The organism is Fulvivirga imtechensis AK7, assembly GCF_000331535.1.
GTDB classification, from domain to species: domain Bacteria; phylum Bacteroidota; class Bacteroidia; order Cytophagales; family Cyclobacteriaceae; genus Fulvivirga; species Fulvivirga imtechensis.
This window is the reverse complement of record NZ_AMZN01000055.1, coordinates 269,586-287,315: the sequence shown is the minus strand read 5'-3', so window position 1 is coordinate 287,315 and position 17,730 is coordinate 269,586. Positions and strand designations below refer to the sequence as shown.

Annotated in this window: 22 protein-coding genes; 8 read left to right on the top strand and 14 right to left on the bottom strand. The window is 39.8% G+C overall.

Translation table 11 applies throughout. The features are described 5' to 3' along the window. Positions 1-112 precede the first annotated feature (112 nt). Positions 113-973: a glycosyltransferase family 2 protein gene (locus tag C900_RS17655; protein WP_009581484.1), complete on the bottom strand. Its 861-nt coding sequence runs from the start codon at positions 971-973 to the stop codon at positions 113-115. A 64-nt stretch (positions 974-1,037) separates the two neighbouring features. Between C900_RS17655 and C900_RS17650 the strand changes: the two genes are divergently transcribed. Genes C900_RS17650 through C900_RS17635 form a run of 4 tightly spaced genes read left to right on the top strand, consistent with a single transcriptional unit; the run spans position 1,038 to position 5,204 of the window. Continuing rightward, positions 1,038-1,925 carry a hypothetical protein gene (locus C900_RS17650; RefSeq protein WP_040496994.1) on the top strand — a complete coding sequence of 296 codons (888 nt, stop codon included), beginning with the start codon at positions 1,038-1,040 and terminating at the stop codon, positions 1,923-1,925. Further along, on the top strand, positions 1,922-3,205 hold the full coding sequence (locus C900_RS17645) for a lipopolysaccharide biosynthesis protein (protein ID WP_009581482.1): 1,284 nt from the start codon (positions 1,922-1,924) through the stop codon (positions 3,203-3,205). Before C900_RS17650 ends, C900_RS17645 begins: the two co-directional genes overlap by 4 nt. After that, entirely contained in the window at positions 3,202-4,017 is an 816-nt protein-coding gene (locus C900_RS17640) for an FkbM family methyltransferase (RefSeq protein ID WP_009581481.1), read from the top strand. The genes C900_RS17645 and C900_RS17640 overlap by 4 nt, the downstream gene beginning before the upstream one ends. Then, positions 4,014-5,204, top strand: a complete 1,191-nt coding sequence (locus C900_RS17635) for a glycosyltransferase (RefSeq protein WP_009581480.1) — start codon at positions 4,014-4,016, stop codon at positions 5,202-5,204. Before C900_RS17640 ends, C900_RS17635 begins: the two co-directional genes overlap by 4 nt. On the opposite strand, the gene C900_RS17630 is transcribed toward C900_RS17635, so the two are convergent. The 6 genes from C900_RS17630 to C900_RS17600 all read right to left on the bottom strand — a co-directional run bounded on the left by C900_RS17630 (position 5,193) and on the right by C900_RS17600 (position 9,101). Beyond that, the gene (locus tag C900_RS17630; protein WP_009581479.1) at positions 5,193-6,125 is read right to left on the bottom strand and encodes a GNAT family N-acetyltransferase; all 933 of its coding nucleotides are present in this window, start codon (positions 6,123-6,125) and stop codon (positions 5,193-5,195) included. The genes C900_RS17635 and C900_RS17630 overlap by 12 nt on opposite strands. Further along, positions 6,122-6,508 carry a sugar 3,4-ketoisomerase gene (locus C900_RS17625; RefSeq protein WP_009581478.1) on the bottom strand — a complete coding sequence of 129 codons (387 nt, stop codon included), beginning with the start codon at positions 6,506-6,508 and terminating at the stop codon, positions 6,122-6,124. Before C900_RS17625 ends, C900_RS17630 begins: the two co-directional genes overlap by 4 nt. A 16-nt stretch (positions 6,509-6,524) precedes the next feature. After that, positions 6,525-7,007: an Mpo1 family 2-hydroxy fatty acid dioxygenase gene (locus C900_RS17620; RefSeq protein WP_009581477.1), complete on the bottom strand. Its 483-nt coding sequence runs from the start codon at positions 7,005-7,007 to the stop codon at positions 6,525-6,527. Positions 7,008-7,353: 346 nt separating this feature from the next. Further along, a complete protein-coding gene (locus C900_RS17610; RefSeq protein WP_009581476.1) occupies positions 7,354-7,866 on the bottom strand; it encodes a DUF4442 domain-containing protein in 513 nt (170 codons plus the stop codon). Between the two features lie 70 nt (positions 7,867-7,936). Next, entirely contained in the window at positions 7,937-8,617 is a 681-nt protein-coding gene (locus C900_RS17605; protein ID WP_040496992.1) for a Stf0 family sulfotransferase, read from the bottom strand. Between the two features lie 91 nt (positions 8,618-8,708). Beyond that, positions 8,709-9,101: a Dabb family protein gene (locus C900_RS17600; RefSeq protein WP_040496991.1), complete on the bottom strand. Its 393-nt coding sequence runs from the start codon at positions 9,099-9,101 to the stop codon at positions 8,709-8,711. 178 nt (positions 9,102-9,279) lie between these two features. On the opposite strand from C900_RS17600, the gene C900_RS17595 reads away from it, so the two are divergent. Further along, a complete protein-coding gene (locus tag C900_RS17595) occupies positions 9,280-9,573 on the top strand; it encodes a type II toxin-antitoxin system HigB family toxin (RefSeq protein WP_009581473.1) in 294 nt (97 codons plus the stop codon). A gap of 4 nt (positions 9,574-9,577) precedes the next feature. Then, positions 9,578-9,940, top strand: coding sequence for a helix-turn-helix domain-containing protein (locus tag C900_RS17590; RefSeq protein WP_009581472.1), 363 nt, complete (start codon positions 9,578-9,580; stop codon positions 9,938-9,940). 78 nt (positions 9,941-10,018) lie between these two features. Here C900_RS17590 and C900_RS17585 read toward each other — a convergent pair whose 3' ends face one another. The 6 genes from C900_RS17585 to C900_RS17560 all read right to left on the bottom strand — a co-directional run bounded on the left by C900_RS17585 (position 10,019) and on the right by C900_RS17560 (position 15,820). After that, positions 10,019-10,768: a glucose 1-dehydrogenase gene (locus tag C900_RS17585; protein WP_009581471.1), complete on the bottom strand. Its 750-nt coding sequence runs from the start codon at positions 10,766-10,768 to the stop codon at positions 10,019-10,021. 78 nt (positions 10,769-10,846) lie between these two features. Beyond that, entirely contained in the window at positions 10,847-11,428 is a 582-nt protein-coding gene (locus tag C900_RS17580; RefSeq protein ID WP_009581470.1) for a TetR/AcrR family transcriptional regulator, read from the bottom strand. Positions 11,429-11,693: 265 nt separating this feature from the next. Then, a complete protein-coding gene (locus C900_RS17575; RefSeq protein WP_009581469.1) occupies positions 11,694-12,515 on the bottom strand; it encodes a M57 family metalloprotease in 822 nt (273 codons plus the stop codon). 311 nt (positions 12,516-12,826) lie between these two features. Beyond that, positions 12,827-13,648, bottom strand: a complete 822-nt coding sequence (locus tag C900_RS17570) for a M57 family metalloprotease (RefSeq protein WP_009581468.1) — start codon at positions 13,646-13,648, stop codon at positions 12,827-12,829. A gap of 489 nt (positions 13,649-14,137) precedes the next feature. Next, positions 14,138-14,914 carry an exodeoxyribonuclease III gene (locus C900_RS17565; protein WP_009581467.1) on the bottom strand — a complete coding sequence of 259 codons (777 nt, stop codon included), beginning with the start codon at positions 14,912-14,914 and terminating at the stop codon, positions 14,138-14,140. A gap of 69 nt (positions 14,915-14,983) precedes the next feature. After that, positions 14,984-15,820 (bottom strand): aminotransferase class IV, encoded by an 837-nt coding sequence (locus C900_RS17560; RefSeq protein WP_009581466.1) that lies wholly within the window; start codon positions 15,818-15,820, stop codon positions 14,984-14,986. A 142-nt stretch (positions 15,821-15,962) separates the two neighbouring features. On the opposite strand from C900_RS17560, the gene C900_RS29985 reads away from it, so the two are divergent. Further along, positions 15,963-16,109 (top strand): lmo0937 family membrane protein, encoded by a 147-nt coding sequence (locus C900_RS29985; RefSeq protein ID WP_009581465.1) that lies wholly within the window; start codon positions 15,963-15,965, stop codon positions 16,107-16,109. Positions 16,110-16,281: 172 nt separating this feature from the next. Further along, positions 16,282-16,587, top strand: coding sequence for an HPF/RaiA family ribosome-associated protein (locus tag C900_RS17555; RefSeq protein ID WP_009581464.1), 306 nt, complete (start codon positions 16,282-16,284; stop codon positions 16,585-16,587). Positions 16,588-16,751: 164 nt separating this feature from the next. On the opposite strand, the gene C900_RS17550 is transcribed toward C900_RS17555, so the two are convergent. Further along, positions 16,752-17,696 (bottom strand): DUF4097 family beta strand repeat-containing protein, encoded by a 945-nt coding sequence (locus tag C900_RS17550; protein WP_009581463.1) that lies wholly within the window; start codon positions 17,694-17,696, stop codon positions 16,752-16,754. Positions 17,697-17,730: the final 34 nt, after the last annotated feature.

The following is a 17,730-nucleotide window of genomic DNA, read 5'->3' as shown; positions in this document are numbered from 1 at the left end:
GACTTATGAGGATGAAGCGCTATTTTATCTGTCATGCACTCGTTCACACTGTCCTGAGTAAGTTACACACAAGCAGTGGACAGCGCTACTAAAAAAGCTACCCATAGAGAACTCACAAAGAAAGGATCAACCTAAGGTAACTCCATACCTCCCGAAGATTCAACAATCGGATTGCTACCCTCACCTCATAATAAAGCCTTTTTTTCAAAGCCGTAGCTTCTTCTTTGGTCCTGACCAGCTTACTCGCTTTTTTACAAACCAAATAAGTAGAGCGTGTATGCCCGCTCCCAAGACTAAATTGTTTTCTACTCAAGGAATTTCGGACTATCCGCTTTTTTACCAGCACCTGATCTACATAATTATATTTAAAATGCCGGGATGAGCGTATCCAGAAGTCAAAATCTTCGTAGGTCAATTGTTCATCGTAGCCTCCCAACTGCTCGATCACTTGTCTTTTGAACATAACTGTAGGCGGGCAAATGAAATATCTTCTGATCACCTCCAGAAAAACATCTCCTTCCGGCACTTCCATCTTTGACTTCCCCTGCCCGTCTATCGGATAATGATATTGCACAAAATTTCCCTCCTCATCAATGATTTCGCAATTTGCGATGGTTACTCCGAAGTGATCTCCGGCTTCCTCTAGTGCCTTTACCCCTGCCTCCACCCTCTCAGGCAGAAGAACGTCATCAGTAGCCAGATCTATAATATATTCCCCTTTTGAAGCCTGTAGACCTATATTAAAAGCCTTGCAGTTACCTACGTTCCGTTCCAGCGGTATAAATCTGATCTGCGGATATTGCCTCACCAATTGTTCAATAATTTTTCGGCTGCTGTCAGAACTTGCGTCATCCACTACAATAATTTCTATATTGTGATAAGTTTGCTGTAGTACAGACTGTATCGCCTCCTCTATAAACCGCTCATGGTTGTAGCAGAGGCAGATGACAGAAACCAGAGGTTGTGAACTCATATAGACATAGTTGCTTAGGTATTATAAACATAGCGAAATAGACATTGAAAAATGGGATCAATGCGTGTTAAAATCAGAAAATGGTCTGGTTTACGTTACTTCATGGTACCTCAATATTATTTGCCCTGACTGGGAGGCGTTGATAGAGGAAAGAGAAGGTGAATATTATACTATTGCACCTCTTCTTGGTCAACAAAAGTGGGGGATAAAGTTTCACCCCAAGCCTCCGCTTGTGCAACAATTAGGAATTGTCTCCATAAAACCGACAACGGAGCATACCCTAAAAGAGGTTGTAGAATTCTTAAAAAGAAAGTATTTATCCTTTAGCTATCCGATCAGCAATACTGTAGCAGAAAATATCCGAGATATTGAAATTCAAAAATGCAACAATCATATTCTTAGCCTGAACAGAGATTACAAGACGATTTTCTCTACATACAGGAGAGACAGAAAAGCTCGTATTAAACAGGGACAGCAGCAGAATATATCACTACATTTTACTGATAATATCGATCAGTTGTTAGAACTATTCCAAACTGAAGTTACTCCTAAAATTGTAGGAGGAGTCAGCGAAAGTTCTATTGAACATATTCAGTCCATTGCTAAATATGCTTTAAAAAAACAGTGTGGCTTTATTTTAGAAGCACTGAACAATGAAAATAAAGTTATAAGTATAGGATTGTTTTTGAAGTTTAAGAACAGAATTATTTACTTAATTGCAGCCACCACTAAGGAAGGTAAAATCTTACAAGCGAATTCGTTGTTGTTAGATCATGTAATTGCAACACATGCTCAAAAACCATTAATACTCGACTTTGAAGGATCCATTGTTCCTGGAATTGCAGATTTTTACAGGAGTTTTGGGGCGGAAGTGGAGGAATATTTTTTATTGATGCATATTCACTCACTGGGTAAGTTACTTTTTAAAATAAAATCAATTTTCCATAAATGATGTTAAGGTCATTGATTGAAATAGGGCGCAGCTTAGGAAAGAAGCTATCCGGTCCATTCCTTATGGACATCGGAAGGCTGGGTGTTGGTAATTTATTTGCAGTAATAATAAGTTTCATTGGCTATCCAATCCTTGCACGTTTATATTCTGATTTAGAATTTGGAGAATTTGCCCTATTTCAAAGCGTCTTTTTAGTCTTAGTATTTTTGTCATCCTTGAATTATCAAGAAGCTTTGCTGTTGATAAAATCTAAAACTCAATTCACTCACCTGCTTAATGGCTTAATTTTAGTCATTATTGGCTTTTCTTTATTGATCACTTTCTTTATATCCTTTTCTGGATTTTCATTCCTAGGTATTAACCTTAACCAACATCATATTTGGTTACTGCCGATCACAGTGATGCTAGGGGCATTTGCACAAATAGGTCACTATGCATTTCTGCGTCAGAAAAAATTTAAGTTCATTTCCTTAGTAAAAATAGTAGAACGAATAATTTTCCTGTCAACAGCTATTTTATTAGCTATTACCAAAGTTATTCACAGCGGCCTAATCTGGGGGCTATTGGCGGGAAGGTTTGCAGCATTTTCTATCTCACTCTGCCATATTACTCCGAAACAGTTTAGAATAACCAAACAGTTTAGGAAAATACTATGTAGACACAGAAATTTTCTTTTTTATGCACTTCCCGGGGGTCTTTTAGAAAGGATTTCACGCCATTTACCCATAATTATAATATCTACACTTGCCGGTAAGATAGCAACAGGTCAGTATGCAATGGCATACAAAATTCTCACTCTACCTGAACTAGTAATTGGGGCGAGTATCGGTCAGGTTTTTTACCAGCGTGCAAGTAAAAAGTTTTTGAGCAACCGAAAGCTTTTGCCCATAATTATACAAACTTGGGGTCTACAATTTATGTTGGGAATTATTCCCTTAGTAGTAATTGTCTTTTTTGGGGATTATCTATTTGCCTTTTTTTTAGGGGACTCGTGGCTGCAAGCTGGTGAAATAGCAAAAATATTGGGAGTAATGTTATTTGCTATGTTTGTAAGTACTCCAACAAGTTCAATACTTAATATACTGAATAAGCAGCATATAGGATTAGTCTTTGGTATTATAGTGTTAGCTACAAGGTCGGTAAGCTTGGTAATAGGCCTGAAACTATTTGCACTAGATGGGGCGTTATGGACATTTGTGATTACCGAGATTGTTGTTATCATCGCTTTTAATCTGTTCCTTCTTAAATTCACCTCCAATTGGGATAATCAATTGACATGAAAATTTTAAAGTGGGCACTGAAATGGACTTATTTGCTTTTTTTAAGCTTAAAAGGATGTTTGTATAGAAATAGACGTATCTTCTATAGTAAAAAACTAGATCTACGATTCTTATTGGACTTGGATGATCTAGTCGATTTTTTGATTTTTCATAAGGGAGTTTTTCAACCTGAAATTATACATAGTATTGCGTTGATCCTGACATCAATAAAATGTACTCATTTTATTGATGTAGGCTCTCACATTGGACAAATGAGTCTTTATGTTGCAAAACACTTTACAAGTGTCAAAATAATTTCATTCGAACCAAATCTGCATTTGGTAGAACGTCAAAAAGAGAATATGCAACAAAATAAATTAAGTTATCAAATAGAAAATGTCGCGCTCTACTCCAAATCTGGATTCGAGCAGCTAGTTGGTGATTCAAAACGTTATAAAGGAGAATATTTTAAGCGTAATACCGGCAAATATACTATTGTATCAACTCCCAAAAATGATAAACAAACAATTTTTCGGGTTTCTACTACAAGCTTAGATAGTTATTTATTAGGCACAAAAAAGCAAACTATATTAGTAAAATTGGATACAGAAGGGTCTGAATTGGAAATATTAAAAGGGGCAAATAATCTTTTTAACCAAAATAACATAATTGTAATTATTGAACTTCTATTTTCCGAATATTCTGAAAAATGCAGTCAAATTTGTAACTTCTTTACAGAAAGATCTTATTCCATTTTTGATCTTCAATTAAAGCCCCTCTCCATAAACGACCTTAAAGATGGCGATTACATATTTATGTATAGAACGCAATGAACATTTTTATCATTCCCTCATGGTATCCATCTGAAAGTAATCCTCTTAATGGAATATTTGTTAAGGAACAAACTTTGTTGATGGCCCAACACTATCCTGATATCAACTTTGGGATTAGCCGGTGGGGACAGAATGACGAAAGCTTTCTTCTACATTCCCAACAGGTAATGAGAAACATAAGGAAGATCTTAAACAAACAAACTGCTTTTGATCATTTGTTGCTGGAAAATGTCTCGGAATTCTTTAGCCCTGCTTATTCCTGGCATCAAAGTATTACAAAAGGTAATATCAAAGGCAAGATAAAAGCATGCCTGAATAACCTGAGACACTTTGAACAGAAATTTGGTAAAGCAGATATTATCCATGCCCATGTCTCATACCCTGCCGGATACATTGCCCAGCAGTTGAGTAAAATCACAGGAATTCCATATGTAATCACTGAGCATATGGCTCCATTTCCTCAAAAATATCATTTAACTAAGACAGGTACACTCAAGCCAGAAATATTAGAAGCTATTAACAAAGCTCATAAAGTAATCGCTGTTAGTGCTGATTTAAAAAAAATGATGCGTCAATATTGCGTATATAATCGTCCCCTGGTAATTCCCAATTTTATACAGATAGCACCACCCATTAAGAAAGCTCCCAGCAAAAAAATATTCAGGTTTATTGTACTAAGTGGAATGATTGAACGAAAAGCAATTGATCAATTGCTGAATGCCATTGATATTGCAACTAAATCCAACAAGAAAATCCACTTCACATTGGTGGGAGATGGTCCGTTACTTAATAAATTGGAACAAAAAGGTACCGATCTAAACTTAGACAAATACCTGACGTGGACTGGTTTCAAACCCAGAAGTGAAATTACAAATCTTCTACTTGAAAGTAATGCTCACATTCTGGTTAGTCACTATGATTCCTTTGGCGTAGCCTATATTGAAGCCATGGCTATGGGCCTGCCTAGCATAGCTGCGGCCATCGGAGGTCCCTTGGACATCATTGATGAGAACACAGGGGTACTTGTGAAGGAGGTAAAACCTGAATTGATCGCTGAAAAAATTCTTTGGATGGTGGACAATTATCAGCAATTTGAAGCAAAAACCATTAGAAAATCTTTTGAAGAACGATTTTCCGTTGAAGCGGTAGCTCCAAAGATCCGAAGTGTGTATGAATCACTCTTGTAGGTGCCTTATCATTACTTTTTTGGAGGTGGTCCTGCAACCACAGTTTCTCTTAAACCGAAGCAAACCTTCATTCACCTCTCCATTGACCGATGAGATGCCAAGGTCCAGATACTTTATCTTTTTTTCCTGGCAATACGCATAAACCCCATCGAGCAACATCACCACCGGGCTATAGCTTCGATAGTCAGCAGCATCTCCGTGATAAAAATTATAAAGCACTTCATTGCTCACCCTGATGCTTACAGCAGTTGCTATCAGCCTGTCTTTGTCATACACGCCAAAAAGCAAATAATTTTCAGGAAGATTGTGGTACATCTTATCCAATGCCTCAAAAGTCATTGTTACGGGGAAACCCCTTCTTAAGCGATTATCTTTGATCAACTCATAAGCCTCCTGAAGCTGACCGGGAGACAGCTGTTTGAATTTAAAACCAGCCTCCCGGCATTTTCTTAGTCGCTTACGCTCATTTTTCCGGATAATAGCCTGATATGCTTCAGAGGAAACTACAATGTGCTGATTAAGTTCGTCTGATAATACTTCAAAACGGTTGTCTGTTAAAATTCGCTCTGTTTGGATAGCGTTGGAGACATAGAATGGCGCTGGCAGCTTTAGCTTCAGCAATAACACCTGCTGCTCTGAACACCAGTCCAATAGTTTTTGGATAAACCATTGCAACATTTCATCTGACAGCTCATGCTCAATTCCCCCAAAACCCGAAAAAACAGCATTGAGCGCCTCATTTTGCCTGATATGAAGGTTCACCTGTGCGTAAGTCGTGTTATTCTTTATCATTACCAACCGATAAAAGGCATCTGTGGGGTAGTTGCCAAGGAATTTCTCAGTATTATAGAGGGCTGAATTTTTATAGCTGTGAGCAAACGGATATTGAAGTACCTGGAAAGAATATGACTCCTGCATCATGATTGTCTGAAAAGATCATAGTCCTTTTGATACTGATCATCTTCAAACTTGCACGAAGTTAATGTTAGCAGCAGAGCATCTTCCGAGCACCGCATTCTGATCCAGTGCTTTCTGGGAAAATACAACGCTTCCCGGGCCTTTGCCAGCTCAAAATGGTATTTTTGCCCTTTACTGCTTTCCAACTCAACCTCAACACGGCCTTTGAGACAGATCAACACACGGTCGGAGTTCAAGTGGCTGTGCCCTCCTCTCACAGCATTGTCCTGCAAGTCGTAGATCCAATACAACCGCTTTACATCAAAAGGGATCGCTGGATTTTCGATAAAACTTAATTTTCCTCCCTTACTTTCTGTCTCGGAAAGCTCGATAATGTATGGCTCCACTATTACTTCCGGCTTCTTAATAAGGTATTCCGATTCTTTTGTAGATAAAGTGCATCAGCCAGGCCGGCCCAATAAGCAGGAATTGCACATCCTTAAAAAACGAAGGTTTTTTCCCTTCCACCTTGTGCCCGTAAAACTGGCCTATCCACGCCACGATAAAAATGACAATCGCAATCAACCAAAGCGGGGCTATATTTAACTGCACCAACCCTCTTGCTGCAAACAAACAAAGCACGGAAAACAGCATCATACCGATGGTCAGGGGTATGGAAAGTGTTACATAATAGATCAATACGATCACCAACACCACAGTAGCCCAGTTCACAAACGGATTCCCGTCATTGCCTAAAAACCTCTCCAGTGGGCCATGAGGTATAGACCAGATCAGCGCCACTATGCTGAAGAATATCAATGGCACACATATCCAGTGGATCATTTTATTGGTCTTATTCTGATGACTTTCGCCATACTCCTGAAGCAGTTGATCTATTTTTCGCATGATTATTCAGTTCTCAGTTCTCAGTTCTCAGTTTACAGTTCTCAGTTCACAGTTCTCAGTTTTCTGTATGCTAATGCGCCCCCAGTCATCCCGACTTTGGAGGGATCTATGTACAAGAAACTGCTTTAAAGATGCATAAATCTCTCCCTTAGACTCAAAATGACCGTTCTTTTTCTTAACTAGTGTCTCTAAGAAAACTCTTGCCGTCATCGCGAGGAATCGAAGCGATCCCCTCTTAATGCACGCTAAAGAAGGGGGATTGCCGCACTTCGTTCGCAATGACGATAAGTTGGTGAGTTTCCTTACAGACACTAAGCCGAACTAATTTAACAATTTTCGAGTAAACCTAAGCAGTCACTTTCGTTTTTACTTTGCTCCAGGCCTTCACCTGCCAATGTACTTTTCCAGTGGTGAGATGATTACCGGCCTCGTCATGGATCTTAATTTCACAGACTACAACAGTAGCATCATTATTTTCCAACGGATCATAGATATTTTCCTGAAGCCACTGATCAGTAATCTCAAAGGCGCCATAGGCCTTCATTTTTCCCTGGTAATGGTAGTCCATTTCCAATGTTTTGAGTATGATCCTGTATTTCTTAGGATCGAGGCGGGATACCATCAGGAAGCCGGTGGTGAACTCAGAAAGTGTGGCCAGGGCACAGGCATGGAGCCCTCTGATGTGGTTGAAATTCCTCTTCTTAAAAGGTAATGAGGTTTTTATGTAATCTTCCCTGATCTCTTCTACTTTAAAACCATGTGGTTTATTGAAAGGGATCATCCTGTTGAGCCCTACATTGAGTACCCACAGGTAAAATTTGGAGATTTTTGCTTTTTCTACTATTCTGGAAGTATCCATGGTTGGTTTTGTTCAAAACGAAAAGATAAATAATTCCGGGGTAAAGTCATTACTCACAAAGCATATTAGTTCAACCATCTCCCTGCTTAATCAATAAGGTAAAAAGTCGTTTGGGCTTTACTCCTAAAAACTGTTGCACACGGCTCAGTACTTCCTGAGCATCAGTGGTAAGCGCTTCATAAGTCACCTCAAGCATCTGATGGCTGGCGAATAAGGAGCGAATTTCTGTGGCACTACTATTAATTTTCTTCTCATAAGCTACCAACTCTTCCGCAGAGAAATCCACCTCCACCTTTGTCTGTAATTTGGAAGTACTGCTCCATATCCCCGTCTCCTCGGCCCGTTTAAGTGAAATCAATTGCTGCCGTTTATCCTCCCTGGTCAGATGAATGACTTTTATATCACGGTCATTTACAACCTCTTCAAAAGCCCTTTGGTAAGCCTCCTGCTCTCGATAGTCGTAAAACATCTTTAGACCAATGGCCCTGATCGCTTTGGTATGAGGTTTAAAAACCATTCTTTCCAATGAAATTATGGGTTTCTCTTTGACCAATCTTTTACGCAGTATTTCCCCATAAGACCATATTTGAGGGTGTGAGTTAAGATAAGTATGTAACAATGTGGATCCCGACCGTCCAGTGCAAACAATAACAAACCTGGTATAATAATTTCCTTTGGGCAGAAGGAGATTAAACAACTGCTTTCGCTTGATAATCCACCAGGTGCTGAAGTATTTCCACTTACTTTTCATGTTAGCCTGATGGTATTGGGAACAAAAGTTAAACCTCCGACTGAGATATACATTAATGAGATCCAAATGTTTAAAAAGCAGAATACGAGTTTCACCAAATCCCCTCCGAATCATAAACCAACACTTTTTCCCACAGATGTTCTGACTCTTTAATAAAGGTTTTATGCACTTCCTCTGCCTGGTATTTGTCCTGCTCCTCCTTGGAAGCAAAGGTCAGGATCATGCAATAGGTGTAGGTATTATCAATTACCGGACGGTCTGTAGCGGCAGGCAGGCCGAGGTATTTCGTTTTTACATATTTGGAGCTGTCGATAAACTTTTTCAAAGAAGCCTCAAATTTTGCCCTATCCTCCTGATTATCGGGGTTCTTCAGCCAGATGAAGACCATGTGGACAAAATCATTATTATCAATCTTCTGAGCTGTTGCTTCATGGACAATCAAGCACGTAATAGCTAAAATGATGACGGATAGATATTTTTTCATGATGGGTGACCATTAAGGTTTAGAAACGATTGCAGAGTTGCGTTTAATTTTAAATATAGGCAGTCTATCCATAGTTTGGATAAAAAAGTTGGATTTTCACTTATAGGACGCGCTGCATGTGTCTTTCGTGTTACATATTTTGATATTTTATTCCAAAATATGTAACTTAGCTCATTCCATGAGAATTGTAAGTAAGAAAAAAATAGTTGATTATTATTCTAAACATGCTGACTCTAAAACTGCTCTGGAGGAATGGTACAAAAAAGTCTCAAAAGTTGAATGGCAAAACCTTAATGAGCTGAAACAACATTTTGTGAGTGCCGATTATGTTGGCAACAGCAGGGTGGTGTTTAACATCAAAGGAAATGATTACCGACTTCTAGCAATTGTAATTTACATATCGGGAAAGGTGTATATCCGGTGGATAGGAACACATGCAGAGTATGATAAAATAGATGCTAAAAACATTTAAAACTATGAAGAAAATTGAAACGGACGCGCAATATCAGAAAGCATTAAAGCAGATCGATGAACTGATGCTCAAGATCGGTGACGATCATAGTTTCGACAATCCGGAATTTGTTATGATGGACAGGTTATCGGACTTAGTTACTGACTATGAAGATCAACATTATAAAATTGAAACACCGTCACTCATAGAGGTGATCAAACTGCGAATGTATGAAATGGGTCTTAAGCAATCCGATCTTGCACAGCTCCTTGGTGTTTCCAAAAGTAGAATTAGTGAGTATCTACGCGGAAAAAGAGATATCACACTCGATGTGGCGAGAAAGCTTCACAACCAATTAAAAATAGATGGCGATATCATCCTTCAATGATAAGTAATTCCGCTTTGCACTGCGGAAGAGGCAAAAAAATCCCGCCTTTCAGCGAGGCTAATGAGCCAAAAAATTCCTTTACACTTGGCTCAAACCACCATCCACAACAATTTCGGCTCCATTGACAAACGATGCTTCGGATGATGCTAAGAATACAACAGCACGGGCTATCTCATCTGCTGAACCGAAGCGACCCAAGGGAACCTGTGCTGCAAAAGCGGCTCCCATCTGCTCCACTTCTTCTTCCGACTTTCCAAGCTTACTGAAAATAGGTGTATCGATAGGGCCCGGGCTAACTGCCACTGCGCGTATTCCTTTTTCTTTCAGTTCAGAGGTGAGTATGCGAACGAGGGACCGTAATCCTGCTTTGGAGGCCACATAGGCGCCTGTGTGAGGAAAACCTTTCGTGTGAGCTATGGTTGTATTAAATATAACCACGCCATTGTCATTCAAAAAAGGTATGGCTTCTTTCACCAGAAAGAATGGCCCTTTTAAATTGGTGCCAATCACCTCATCAAAAAGCGCTTCGGATGTTTGCTCAACAGGGAAGAATGGGGCAATGCCAGCATTGGGAAACAAGATATCAATGCTTCCAAATTTCGACACTGTAGTACTTATCACCCTTTTAATATCATCGATCTTCCCTGCATCGGCAGTTATTGCCAAAACTTCACCGTCAATTTCGGAGGCAGCTTCTTTAAGTGCTTCCTCCCTCCTGCCGGTAATTACTACCTTAGCCCCTTCGCGGGCAAATAATTTAGCTGTAGCTAAACCTATGCCACTGTTGGCCCCGGTAATTATGGCTACTTTTCCAGTTAATTTAGTCATGTTATTTAGTTTTATTTGAAACGAATATTCCAATATACGTTATATTGAAACGATCGTTTCAAATAATTTCAAAAAAAATTATCCGAGGGAAGACATAATTTCCTCTGCTATCCCTTCAAGTTCCTTTCTTGAATTATTAAGCATTCCGGTAAGTCTTAATCCCTGAAGGCTGGAAAAAAGATAGAGTGCCAGGTGTCTCGCATCCTTTGTGGCAGGTATTTCACCGTTTTGTTGCCCGGAATGTATCAGATCGGTAAATGCTCTGATTAGAGAATGTTGGTTATCAGTAAGGAAATCACGGACATGAGGATCCGTGGCGGATAATTCTGCAGTGCAGTTAATTAAATAACAGCCCTTTTTATCTTTATCCTCCTCAATATTGTCTATCAAAGCAATAAAAAAAGACTGTATGCATTCAACGGCTGAGCCACTTTTAAAAAGGTGACTGTATGCAGCGCCTTGCTCCTGCTGCTGGTAGTATTTCATTGATTCAAGAAACAGGGCAAACTTATCACCAAAAGTATTATAAAGGCTGGAACGGTTTAAACCGGTCGTATCCACGAGATCTTGCATAGAGGTGCCATGATAGCCTTTTCGCCAGAAAAGCTCCGTGACCTTTTTGATGACCACCTCTCTATCGAATGTGATGTGCTTCGGCATTCTTTCTAAGACATCATATTTGGACTAATCGTTCCCGATAACAAGAACTTACAAATGCAAATGTAATACTTTGTGGATGTTAATTATTAATTGTGCCCGTTTGCTTTTCTTTCTTACCCGCTGCCGGAACCTTCCACCTTTACCCCAACTCAATATCCGGAGAAAGTCCCACTAATAGCAATTACCCCATTATACCATTAACTCATCATAAATCAAAAAAGGCCACCTTATAGGCAGCCTTTTCTTGCTTTATATTTTAGGGTGTTTAGTATAAGTAATTTAAAGCAGTTTTGTCTGCATTTGTAAATGGTCTGCTTGAACCATCAGTACAAGCCAGCATCCATGAACCATTACCTTGTAGGTCAGCGCCAGTTGGCGTACCTGGTATATGATTAGCTCCTATACTACCACTACCTTCGTTAGCAGTTCCCCCTCCGCAACTGATGCTTCTGTCAAAGTAATCAGTATGACGGAAGCCAATGCAGTGGCCCATTTCATGAGCCATAATTGTGGCAATGCCATCGGTGCTCAACCCATAAGTTGATTCCAATATTCCGCTCATTTTTATAGTACCATAAGGATCACCCGAAGCCGTAGGAAAACCTGCAGAACCAAGAATACCCCTGCGCTCATCACCCTTACTCAATCTCTGAAACACGATGTCTGCACTGCTGCTGGTTACTCTCTGGAATGTTATTGTCAGGTTCTCAGCATTATATCTGCGAATTGCCTCATCCAGACCGGCCTGCTCACCTGAGCTAAACCCCTTTCTTCCTGTAGGCATATAAACGGTTATCACTCTCGGAGTGGCCGTAACCAGGTTATCTGTACTATACTGCTCAACAACTGGTATATTGTGACCAGGACTCATGCGATGAATATCACCTGCGGTTAAATAAATATCATTTTCCACCAGAAAACCGTCTTCGAAACGCATTACACCATCTGTACTAAAACCCAGTTGTGTTAGTTTGGAAAGAATTTCCTCCGGCACCTCATCGCCAGGAGATACATTTTCATTTTCGCATGAAAAGAACAGGAAACCGGCTGCTATAGCTAGCGCCAAAATATGATTTAGCTTTCTCATAATAAAATTGGTTTAGGTTTGTAAAATAAATAATAACGCAAGGTTCGGATTCCTGCCGACTTATCAAAACCTTATTTGGCCTTTTTGCCTTTGGTAGAAATATCAGAAGATCAATTTGAATAATATGAAAATAATATTTTGTCGGTTCAGGGAGTCGGGAGTATTTGACGTTTTGCTTGCAGCTTGAAGCTTAGAGCTTGCAGCTCTAAAATCCCACCCATTAAGGATTAACTATCATAACGTTAACTTTCCTGTAAACCAAAAAAGGCCACCTTGTGGGCAGCCCTTTCTTTTTTTATGTTTAAGATTGATTAGTATAAGTAATTTAAAGCAGTTTTGTCTGCGCTGGTGAACGGTCTGCTAGACCCATCAGTACAAGCCAGCATCCATGAACCATTTCCTGCCAGGTCAGCGCCCGTTGGAGTACCAGGGATATGGTTAGCCCCTACACCGCCATCACCTTCGTTAGCAGTTGAGCCTCCACAACTGATGCTTCTGTCGAAATAGTCAGTGTGACGGAAGCCGATGCAGTGACCCATTTCATGCGCCATGATAGTAGCAATACCATCTGTGCTCAGACCATATTTTGACTCAAGAATACCACTCATCTTGATAGTGCCATAAGGATCACCGGAAGCAGTAGGGAAACCTGCAGAGCCCAGTACTCCTCTACGCTCATCCCCTTTGCTCAGTCTCTGGAAAACAATATCAGCGCTGCTTGTAGTCACCCTTTGGAAGGTAAGGTTTAGATTTTCAGCATTATATCTCCTGATAGCCTCGTCAAGTCCTGCTTGCTCACCAGAGCTGAACCCTTTGCTACCTGTAGGCATGTAAACTGTGATCACCCTTGGTGTACCTGTCACGAGGTTGTTGGTACTATACTGCTCAACAACAGGAATGCTTTGACCCGGGCTCATTCTATTGATATCGTCTGCGGTCAGGTAGATATCATTCTCTACAAGAAATCCATCTTCAAAGCGCATCACTCCTTCGGTACTGAAGCCCAATTGAGTAAGCTTAGACAACACTTCCTGAGGTACATCATCTCCTGGGGCAACACTTTCATTTTCACATGAGAAAAAGAAACTACCGGCTAAAATTGCCAACGCCAAAACAGAATTTAATCTTTTCATAATAAGAAAATTTGGGTTTAAGGTTTTTAAAATAATTTCGCAATGTTCGAAATGATCCCGAATTGTCAAAACATTATTTTGTATATTTTCTCCCGGTAGAATTATTCCGCATAATAATATTCCAAAAACCAAATAAAATTTCATTCATTAGATTAAAAGATGAGGAATAAAATAATGGAGGAAATTCATTTAAAAACCAACATTGTACTGCCGGTGAGCTCACCCAAAAGGAATCAGTATTTCATGATAAATGACTGAAAATAAGTATATTATAACCTGAGCTCTATATTAAAATACTAAAAGGCTGGCATCCCAGGATCTTCCTAAGTTGTGAATTGTATCTTGAAACTTAGTAAGATCTTTCGTGCCTCCTCGAGGCAAGTTAGGCAAGTTCGGGACAGGCAGAATTACCTCAAAAAGAAGCTTTTTAGGTCTGTTTTTTAGATACGAATACAATTTAATCGGCTCTACTATATCGTACTCACGTTATTATAAATACAAAACAAGTTCAACAGGGCAATGATCCGAGCCGTGGAACTGGTCATGAATCGCAGCCGTTTTTACCTGACCCAAAAGTGCAGGACTCACCAGGAAGTAGTCTATTCGCCAACCAACATTTCGTGCCCTTGAATTAAACATCTGATTCCAATAGGTATACTTAACCTCTTCGGGGAAAAAGTGACGAAATGTATCCACGAAACCATGCTCCAGGTACGACTTGAAGCCGTCTATTTCCTGCTGCGTATAGCCGGCTGACTTGTTATAGTTTTGCTTGGCCCGCGCGATATCTATTTCTTCATGGGCTACGTTAAGATCCCCACACAGCACCACAGGTTTGCGTTGTTCGAGGCTTCTCAGGTGGTTTAGAAAGATGACGTCCCATGCCTGGCGGTATTCAAGCCTGTTTAACCCCTGTCCGGAATTCGGGGTATATACATTTACAAGAAAAAAGTGATCAAATTCGGCTGTTATAACCCGGCCTTCCTGATCATGCTCTTCATGCCCCAGATCGTATGTAATATCCAAAGGTTCTTTTTTGGATAAAATAGCGGTACCGGAATATCCCTTTTTCAGCTTAGAGCAATTGACATAGGCCTTGTAATCCGGTAGCAGTTGAAGTGCGGTTTTAATATCCTCAACCTGCCCCTTCGTCTCCTGCAGACATAAAATATCAGGATCAAGGCTTTTCAAACTTGTAATGAAGCCTTTTTTAATTATGGCTCTTAATCCGTTGACGTTCCATGAAACAAGAGACAAATTATTCATACCTGTTCGTTTTTATGTTTACTACAAATAAATAGAATATTTGCTCAGTGAAAAAATAAAACATCGCTGCTACTTGTATTGCCGGACATATGCTCTTTCCAGGCCTTTAAACATATCCATTAATTGCCTGGTGGTCTCACCGGGCTTACCACCACCTATTATAATCTCATCCACCTGTGTAACAGGCAGAACCTTTTTTGTTGTACCGGTTAAAAAAGCTTCTTTTGCCTGGTGCAAATCTGAAATTAAAATATCTTTTTCTAGCACTTCAACCACCCTGGAAGCCAAACCCAACACCTTTTTTCTGGTGATGCCTTTCAATATCCCTGATCCGGGGGTCACCAGTTGGTCCTGATCATTAACTATAAAAAAATTGCTTCTGGTAAGCTCAGTTATTCTACCTCCGGAATGATATAGTACATCAAAAGCCCCTTGTTTCATGATCTCCCGTTGCATCCAGATGCCCGTCATATAATTAATCGTTTTTACATCCGGAAGCTCACGCACATAATTATGAGTAATAACCTTCACGCCCTTTTCATAGCTAAGATCATCAGGAAACTTTATGGACTCCTGTGTAATTATCAGATTAGCAATGCCCTGGTTATAGGCATTAGCAGAATACCCACCTGTCAAAACCATTCGAATGCCTGATAGCGGAACCCCATTCTTATTTATCAGCGTAGATATCTTTTCCAGTATTTGATCTCTGTCAAAAGATATATGATCCACTACTTTTTCAGCAGAGGCAAAAAAACGCTCTATATGGTCATCGAGAAAAATGGGGACATTATCATTCACCCTAAAAAAATCAAAAATACCATAACCCCTTAAAATGCTAAGGTCTCTGATACCAATAGAAGCTTCTTCTACTTGAAGAAGATCATCATTAACAAAGCAAAACATGGCATGAAATTAATGCATTTGTAGAAAATTGTAGTTACAAGGGGACTATATTTCCACAGCCATGCGCCTGATAAAGTGCATAAAGATCTAAATCCATTAAATGGCATGAATGTAGAAGCTTATTTCATCAAACAAGTATTATATGAGGAGTTGTTTTTTAATACTGATCATCGTTTTGTTGGTAGGCTGGTTGCTGGGATTCTTTGCATTTGACCTGGGCTGGTTTATACATTTTCTACTGGTGGCAGCGCTTATTTTACTACTCTTGCGCCTCATTGGAGGCCGCTAAATAATGCTTATACGAAAACTCTAAGTGACTTTAAGAAAATATTCTCGCCAATTAGTGGGATGAAGTCCCCAAAAGCGGAGTCCCCTGCGGAAGAACATCTTTGGGACAAAGCGCAACGCAGACATTGGCGTTTTCTTAGAGACGCTAAATAGTAAAAACTAAATTACAGACTATGAGAACTGACATTCAAACAGTCGGTTTTGATGCCGATCAGGATCTTTTGAATTTTGTAAACGACAGAATTAAACATCTGGCACAGTTAGAGTCACGGATAACAGGTGTGGATGTGTATTTAAAATCTGTTAAGGATGACCGTAATGACACAAAAGTAGCTGAGATCAAGATATTTCTACCCGGGCCTACACTTTATGCAGACTACCAGTCCGACAGCTACAGGGAATCGGTAATGGAGGCTGTGGACAAAGTGAAGCGACAGTTATTGAGGAGAAAGGAATTGCAAAATGAGAAAAGACCTTAATTATAAATGGGAAGGTTCAGCTTATTACCAATAGTATAGTAATAAGCTGAACTCTTTTTAAGGTACTATTAACAACTTAGAAAGATCCTTATCCGGAAAACCTTAAAGCATTCAGGATAGGAGGCTGCCTGTTTCTAAGCATTTTATATCGAACTCAGGTTATACTACTGTATGGAAGCTGTGCCTGATCCGGTACTAATTTGTATTTTGACTTTACTGTCACCGATGACGGCTGTCTTTTTAACAATAATCTGATTGTGATCCTGATCTATTTCCTCAATAGTATCAAAATCAAAGGGCGCTTTAATGGCACCGTTGCGTTTATTAGCCTTCATTACAATCTCTCCCTCAATTTTTTTACCTCTGAAGTCAAGTCGGGCATCACCCGAACCACTGCTCAAAGCAATATTGTGCTGCAGGGCCGAAGCCAGAAATACTTCTACATCTCCTGAGCCTGAATTAAAGGAACTCTTTCCTTTAAGGGTCACGCTTGTAGCCTTGATACTTCCGCTACCAACATTGGCACTAAAAATTGCCTCACTATCTTTTATTGAAATGTTGCCTGAGCCACAATTAAATTTTAGCTCCCCGGATATTCTATAAGCAGAAATATTGCCTGAGCCCGTGTTGGCTTTAATATCTCCGGTAAATCCTTTAAGAGCGATATCCCCAGAGCCCGTGTTGATATCAATATCTCCTGACACACGCGAGAAGTCGATATCACCGGAGCCGGTATTCATTTTTAAGTTTATCTCCAGATTCTCCGCTTCCATATTTCCTGATCCTGAATTGACTTTGATATCCACACCATCAGGTATAGTCAGCGTCCATTTTGAAGAACCACGGTGAGATCCTTTTTTAAAGTCTTCTTTGATAGTGAGTCGCTCGCCCTGTTGTTCGATAACCGGTTGGTATCCACTTCCGAAGCTATGTTTGAGATGTACGCCAACTTCATGATTTGAACCTTTTTTTAGTATGCAATCACCGGAAGAAGTGCTAAGGTTTATTTTCTTAACACCAGAAAATGACCGGGACATCTCCTGAGCAACGATCACTCTTGGTGCAATCAGCAGTAAAGCGACAAAAAGCAAAGTATTAATCTTTTTCATATTTATTTTGAGTTTTTGATCCTTGAGCTAAAGA

Coding starts and splice junctions, on each gene's coding strand:
- C900_RS17655 (WP_009581484.1), bottom strand. CDS start 973: ATGAGTTCACAACCTCTGGTTTCTGTCATCTGCCTCTGCTACAACCAT.
- C900_RS17645 (WP_009581482.1), top strand. CDS start 1,922: ATGATGTTAAGGTCATTGATTGAAATAGGGCGCAGCTTAGGAAAGAAG.
- C900_RS17640 (WP_009581481.1), top strand. CDS start 3,202: ATGAAAATTTTAAAGTGGGCACTGAAATGGACTTATTTGCTTTTTTTA.
- C900_RS17635 (WP_009581480.1), top strand. CDS start 4,014: ATGAACATTTTTATCATTCCCTCATGGTATCCATCTGAAAGTAATCCT.
- C900_RS17630 (WP_009581479.1), bottom strand. CDS start 6,125: ATGATGCAGGAGTCATATTCTTTCCAGGTACTTCAATATCCGTTTGCT.
- C900_RS17620 (WP_009581477.1), bottom strand. CDS start 7,007: ATGCGAAAAATAGATCAACTGCTTCAGGAGTATGGCGAAAGTCATCAG.
- C900_RS17610 (WP_009581476.1), bottom strand. CDS start 7,866: ATGGATACTTCCAGAATAGTAGAAAAAGCAAAAATCTCCAAATTTTAC.
- C900_RS17605 (WP_040496992.1), bottom strand. CDS start 8,617: ATGAAAAGTAAGTGGAAATACTTCAGCACCTGGTGGATTATCAAGCGA.
- C900_RS17600 (WP_040496991.1), bottom strand. CDS start 9,101: ATGAAAAAATATCTATCCGTCATCATTTTAGCTATTACGTGCTTGATT.
- C900_RS17595 (WP_009581473.1), top strand. CDS start 9,280: ATGAGAATTGTAAGTAAGAAAAAAATAGTTGATTATTATTCTAAACAT.
- C900_RS17590 (WP_009581472.1), top strand. CDS start 9,578: ATGAAGAAAATTGAAACGGACGCGCAATATCAGAAAGCATTAAAGCAG.
- C900_RS17585 (WP_009581471.1), bottom strand. CDS start 10,768: ATGACTAAATTAACTGGAAAAGTAGCCATAATTACCGGGGCCAACAGT.
- C900_RS17580 (WP_009581470.1), bottom strand. CDS start 11,428: ATGCCGAAGCACATCACATTCGATAGAGAGGTGGTCATCAAAAAGGTC.
- C900_RS17575 (WP_009581469.1), bottom strand. CDS start 12,515: ATGAGAAAGCTAAATCATATTTTGGCGCTAGCTATAGCAGCCGGTTTC.
- C900_RS17570 (WP_009581468.1), bottom strand. CDS start 13,648: ATGAAAAGATTAAATTCTGTTTTGGCGTTGGCAATTTTAGCCGGTAGT.
- C900_RS17565 (WP_009581467.1), bottom strand. CDS start 14,914: ATGAATAATTTGTCTCTTGTTTCATGGAACGTCAACGGATTAAGAGCC.
- C900_RS17560 (WP_009581466.1), bottom strand. CDS start 15,820: ATGTTTTGCTTTGTTAATGATGATCTTCTTCAAGTAGAAGAAGCTTCT.
- C900_RS29985 (WP_009581465.1), top strand. CDS start 15,963: ATGAGGAGTTGTTTTTTAATACTGATCATCGTTTTGTTGGTAGGCTGG.
- C900_RS17555 (WP_009581464.1), top strand. CDS start 16,282: ATGAGAACTGACATTCAAACAGTCGGTTTTGATGCCGATCAGGATCTT.
- C900_RS17550 (WP_009581463.1), bottom strand. CDS start 17,696: ATGAAAAAGATTAATACTTTGCTTTTTGTCGCTTTACTGCTGATTGCA.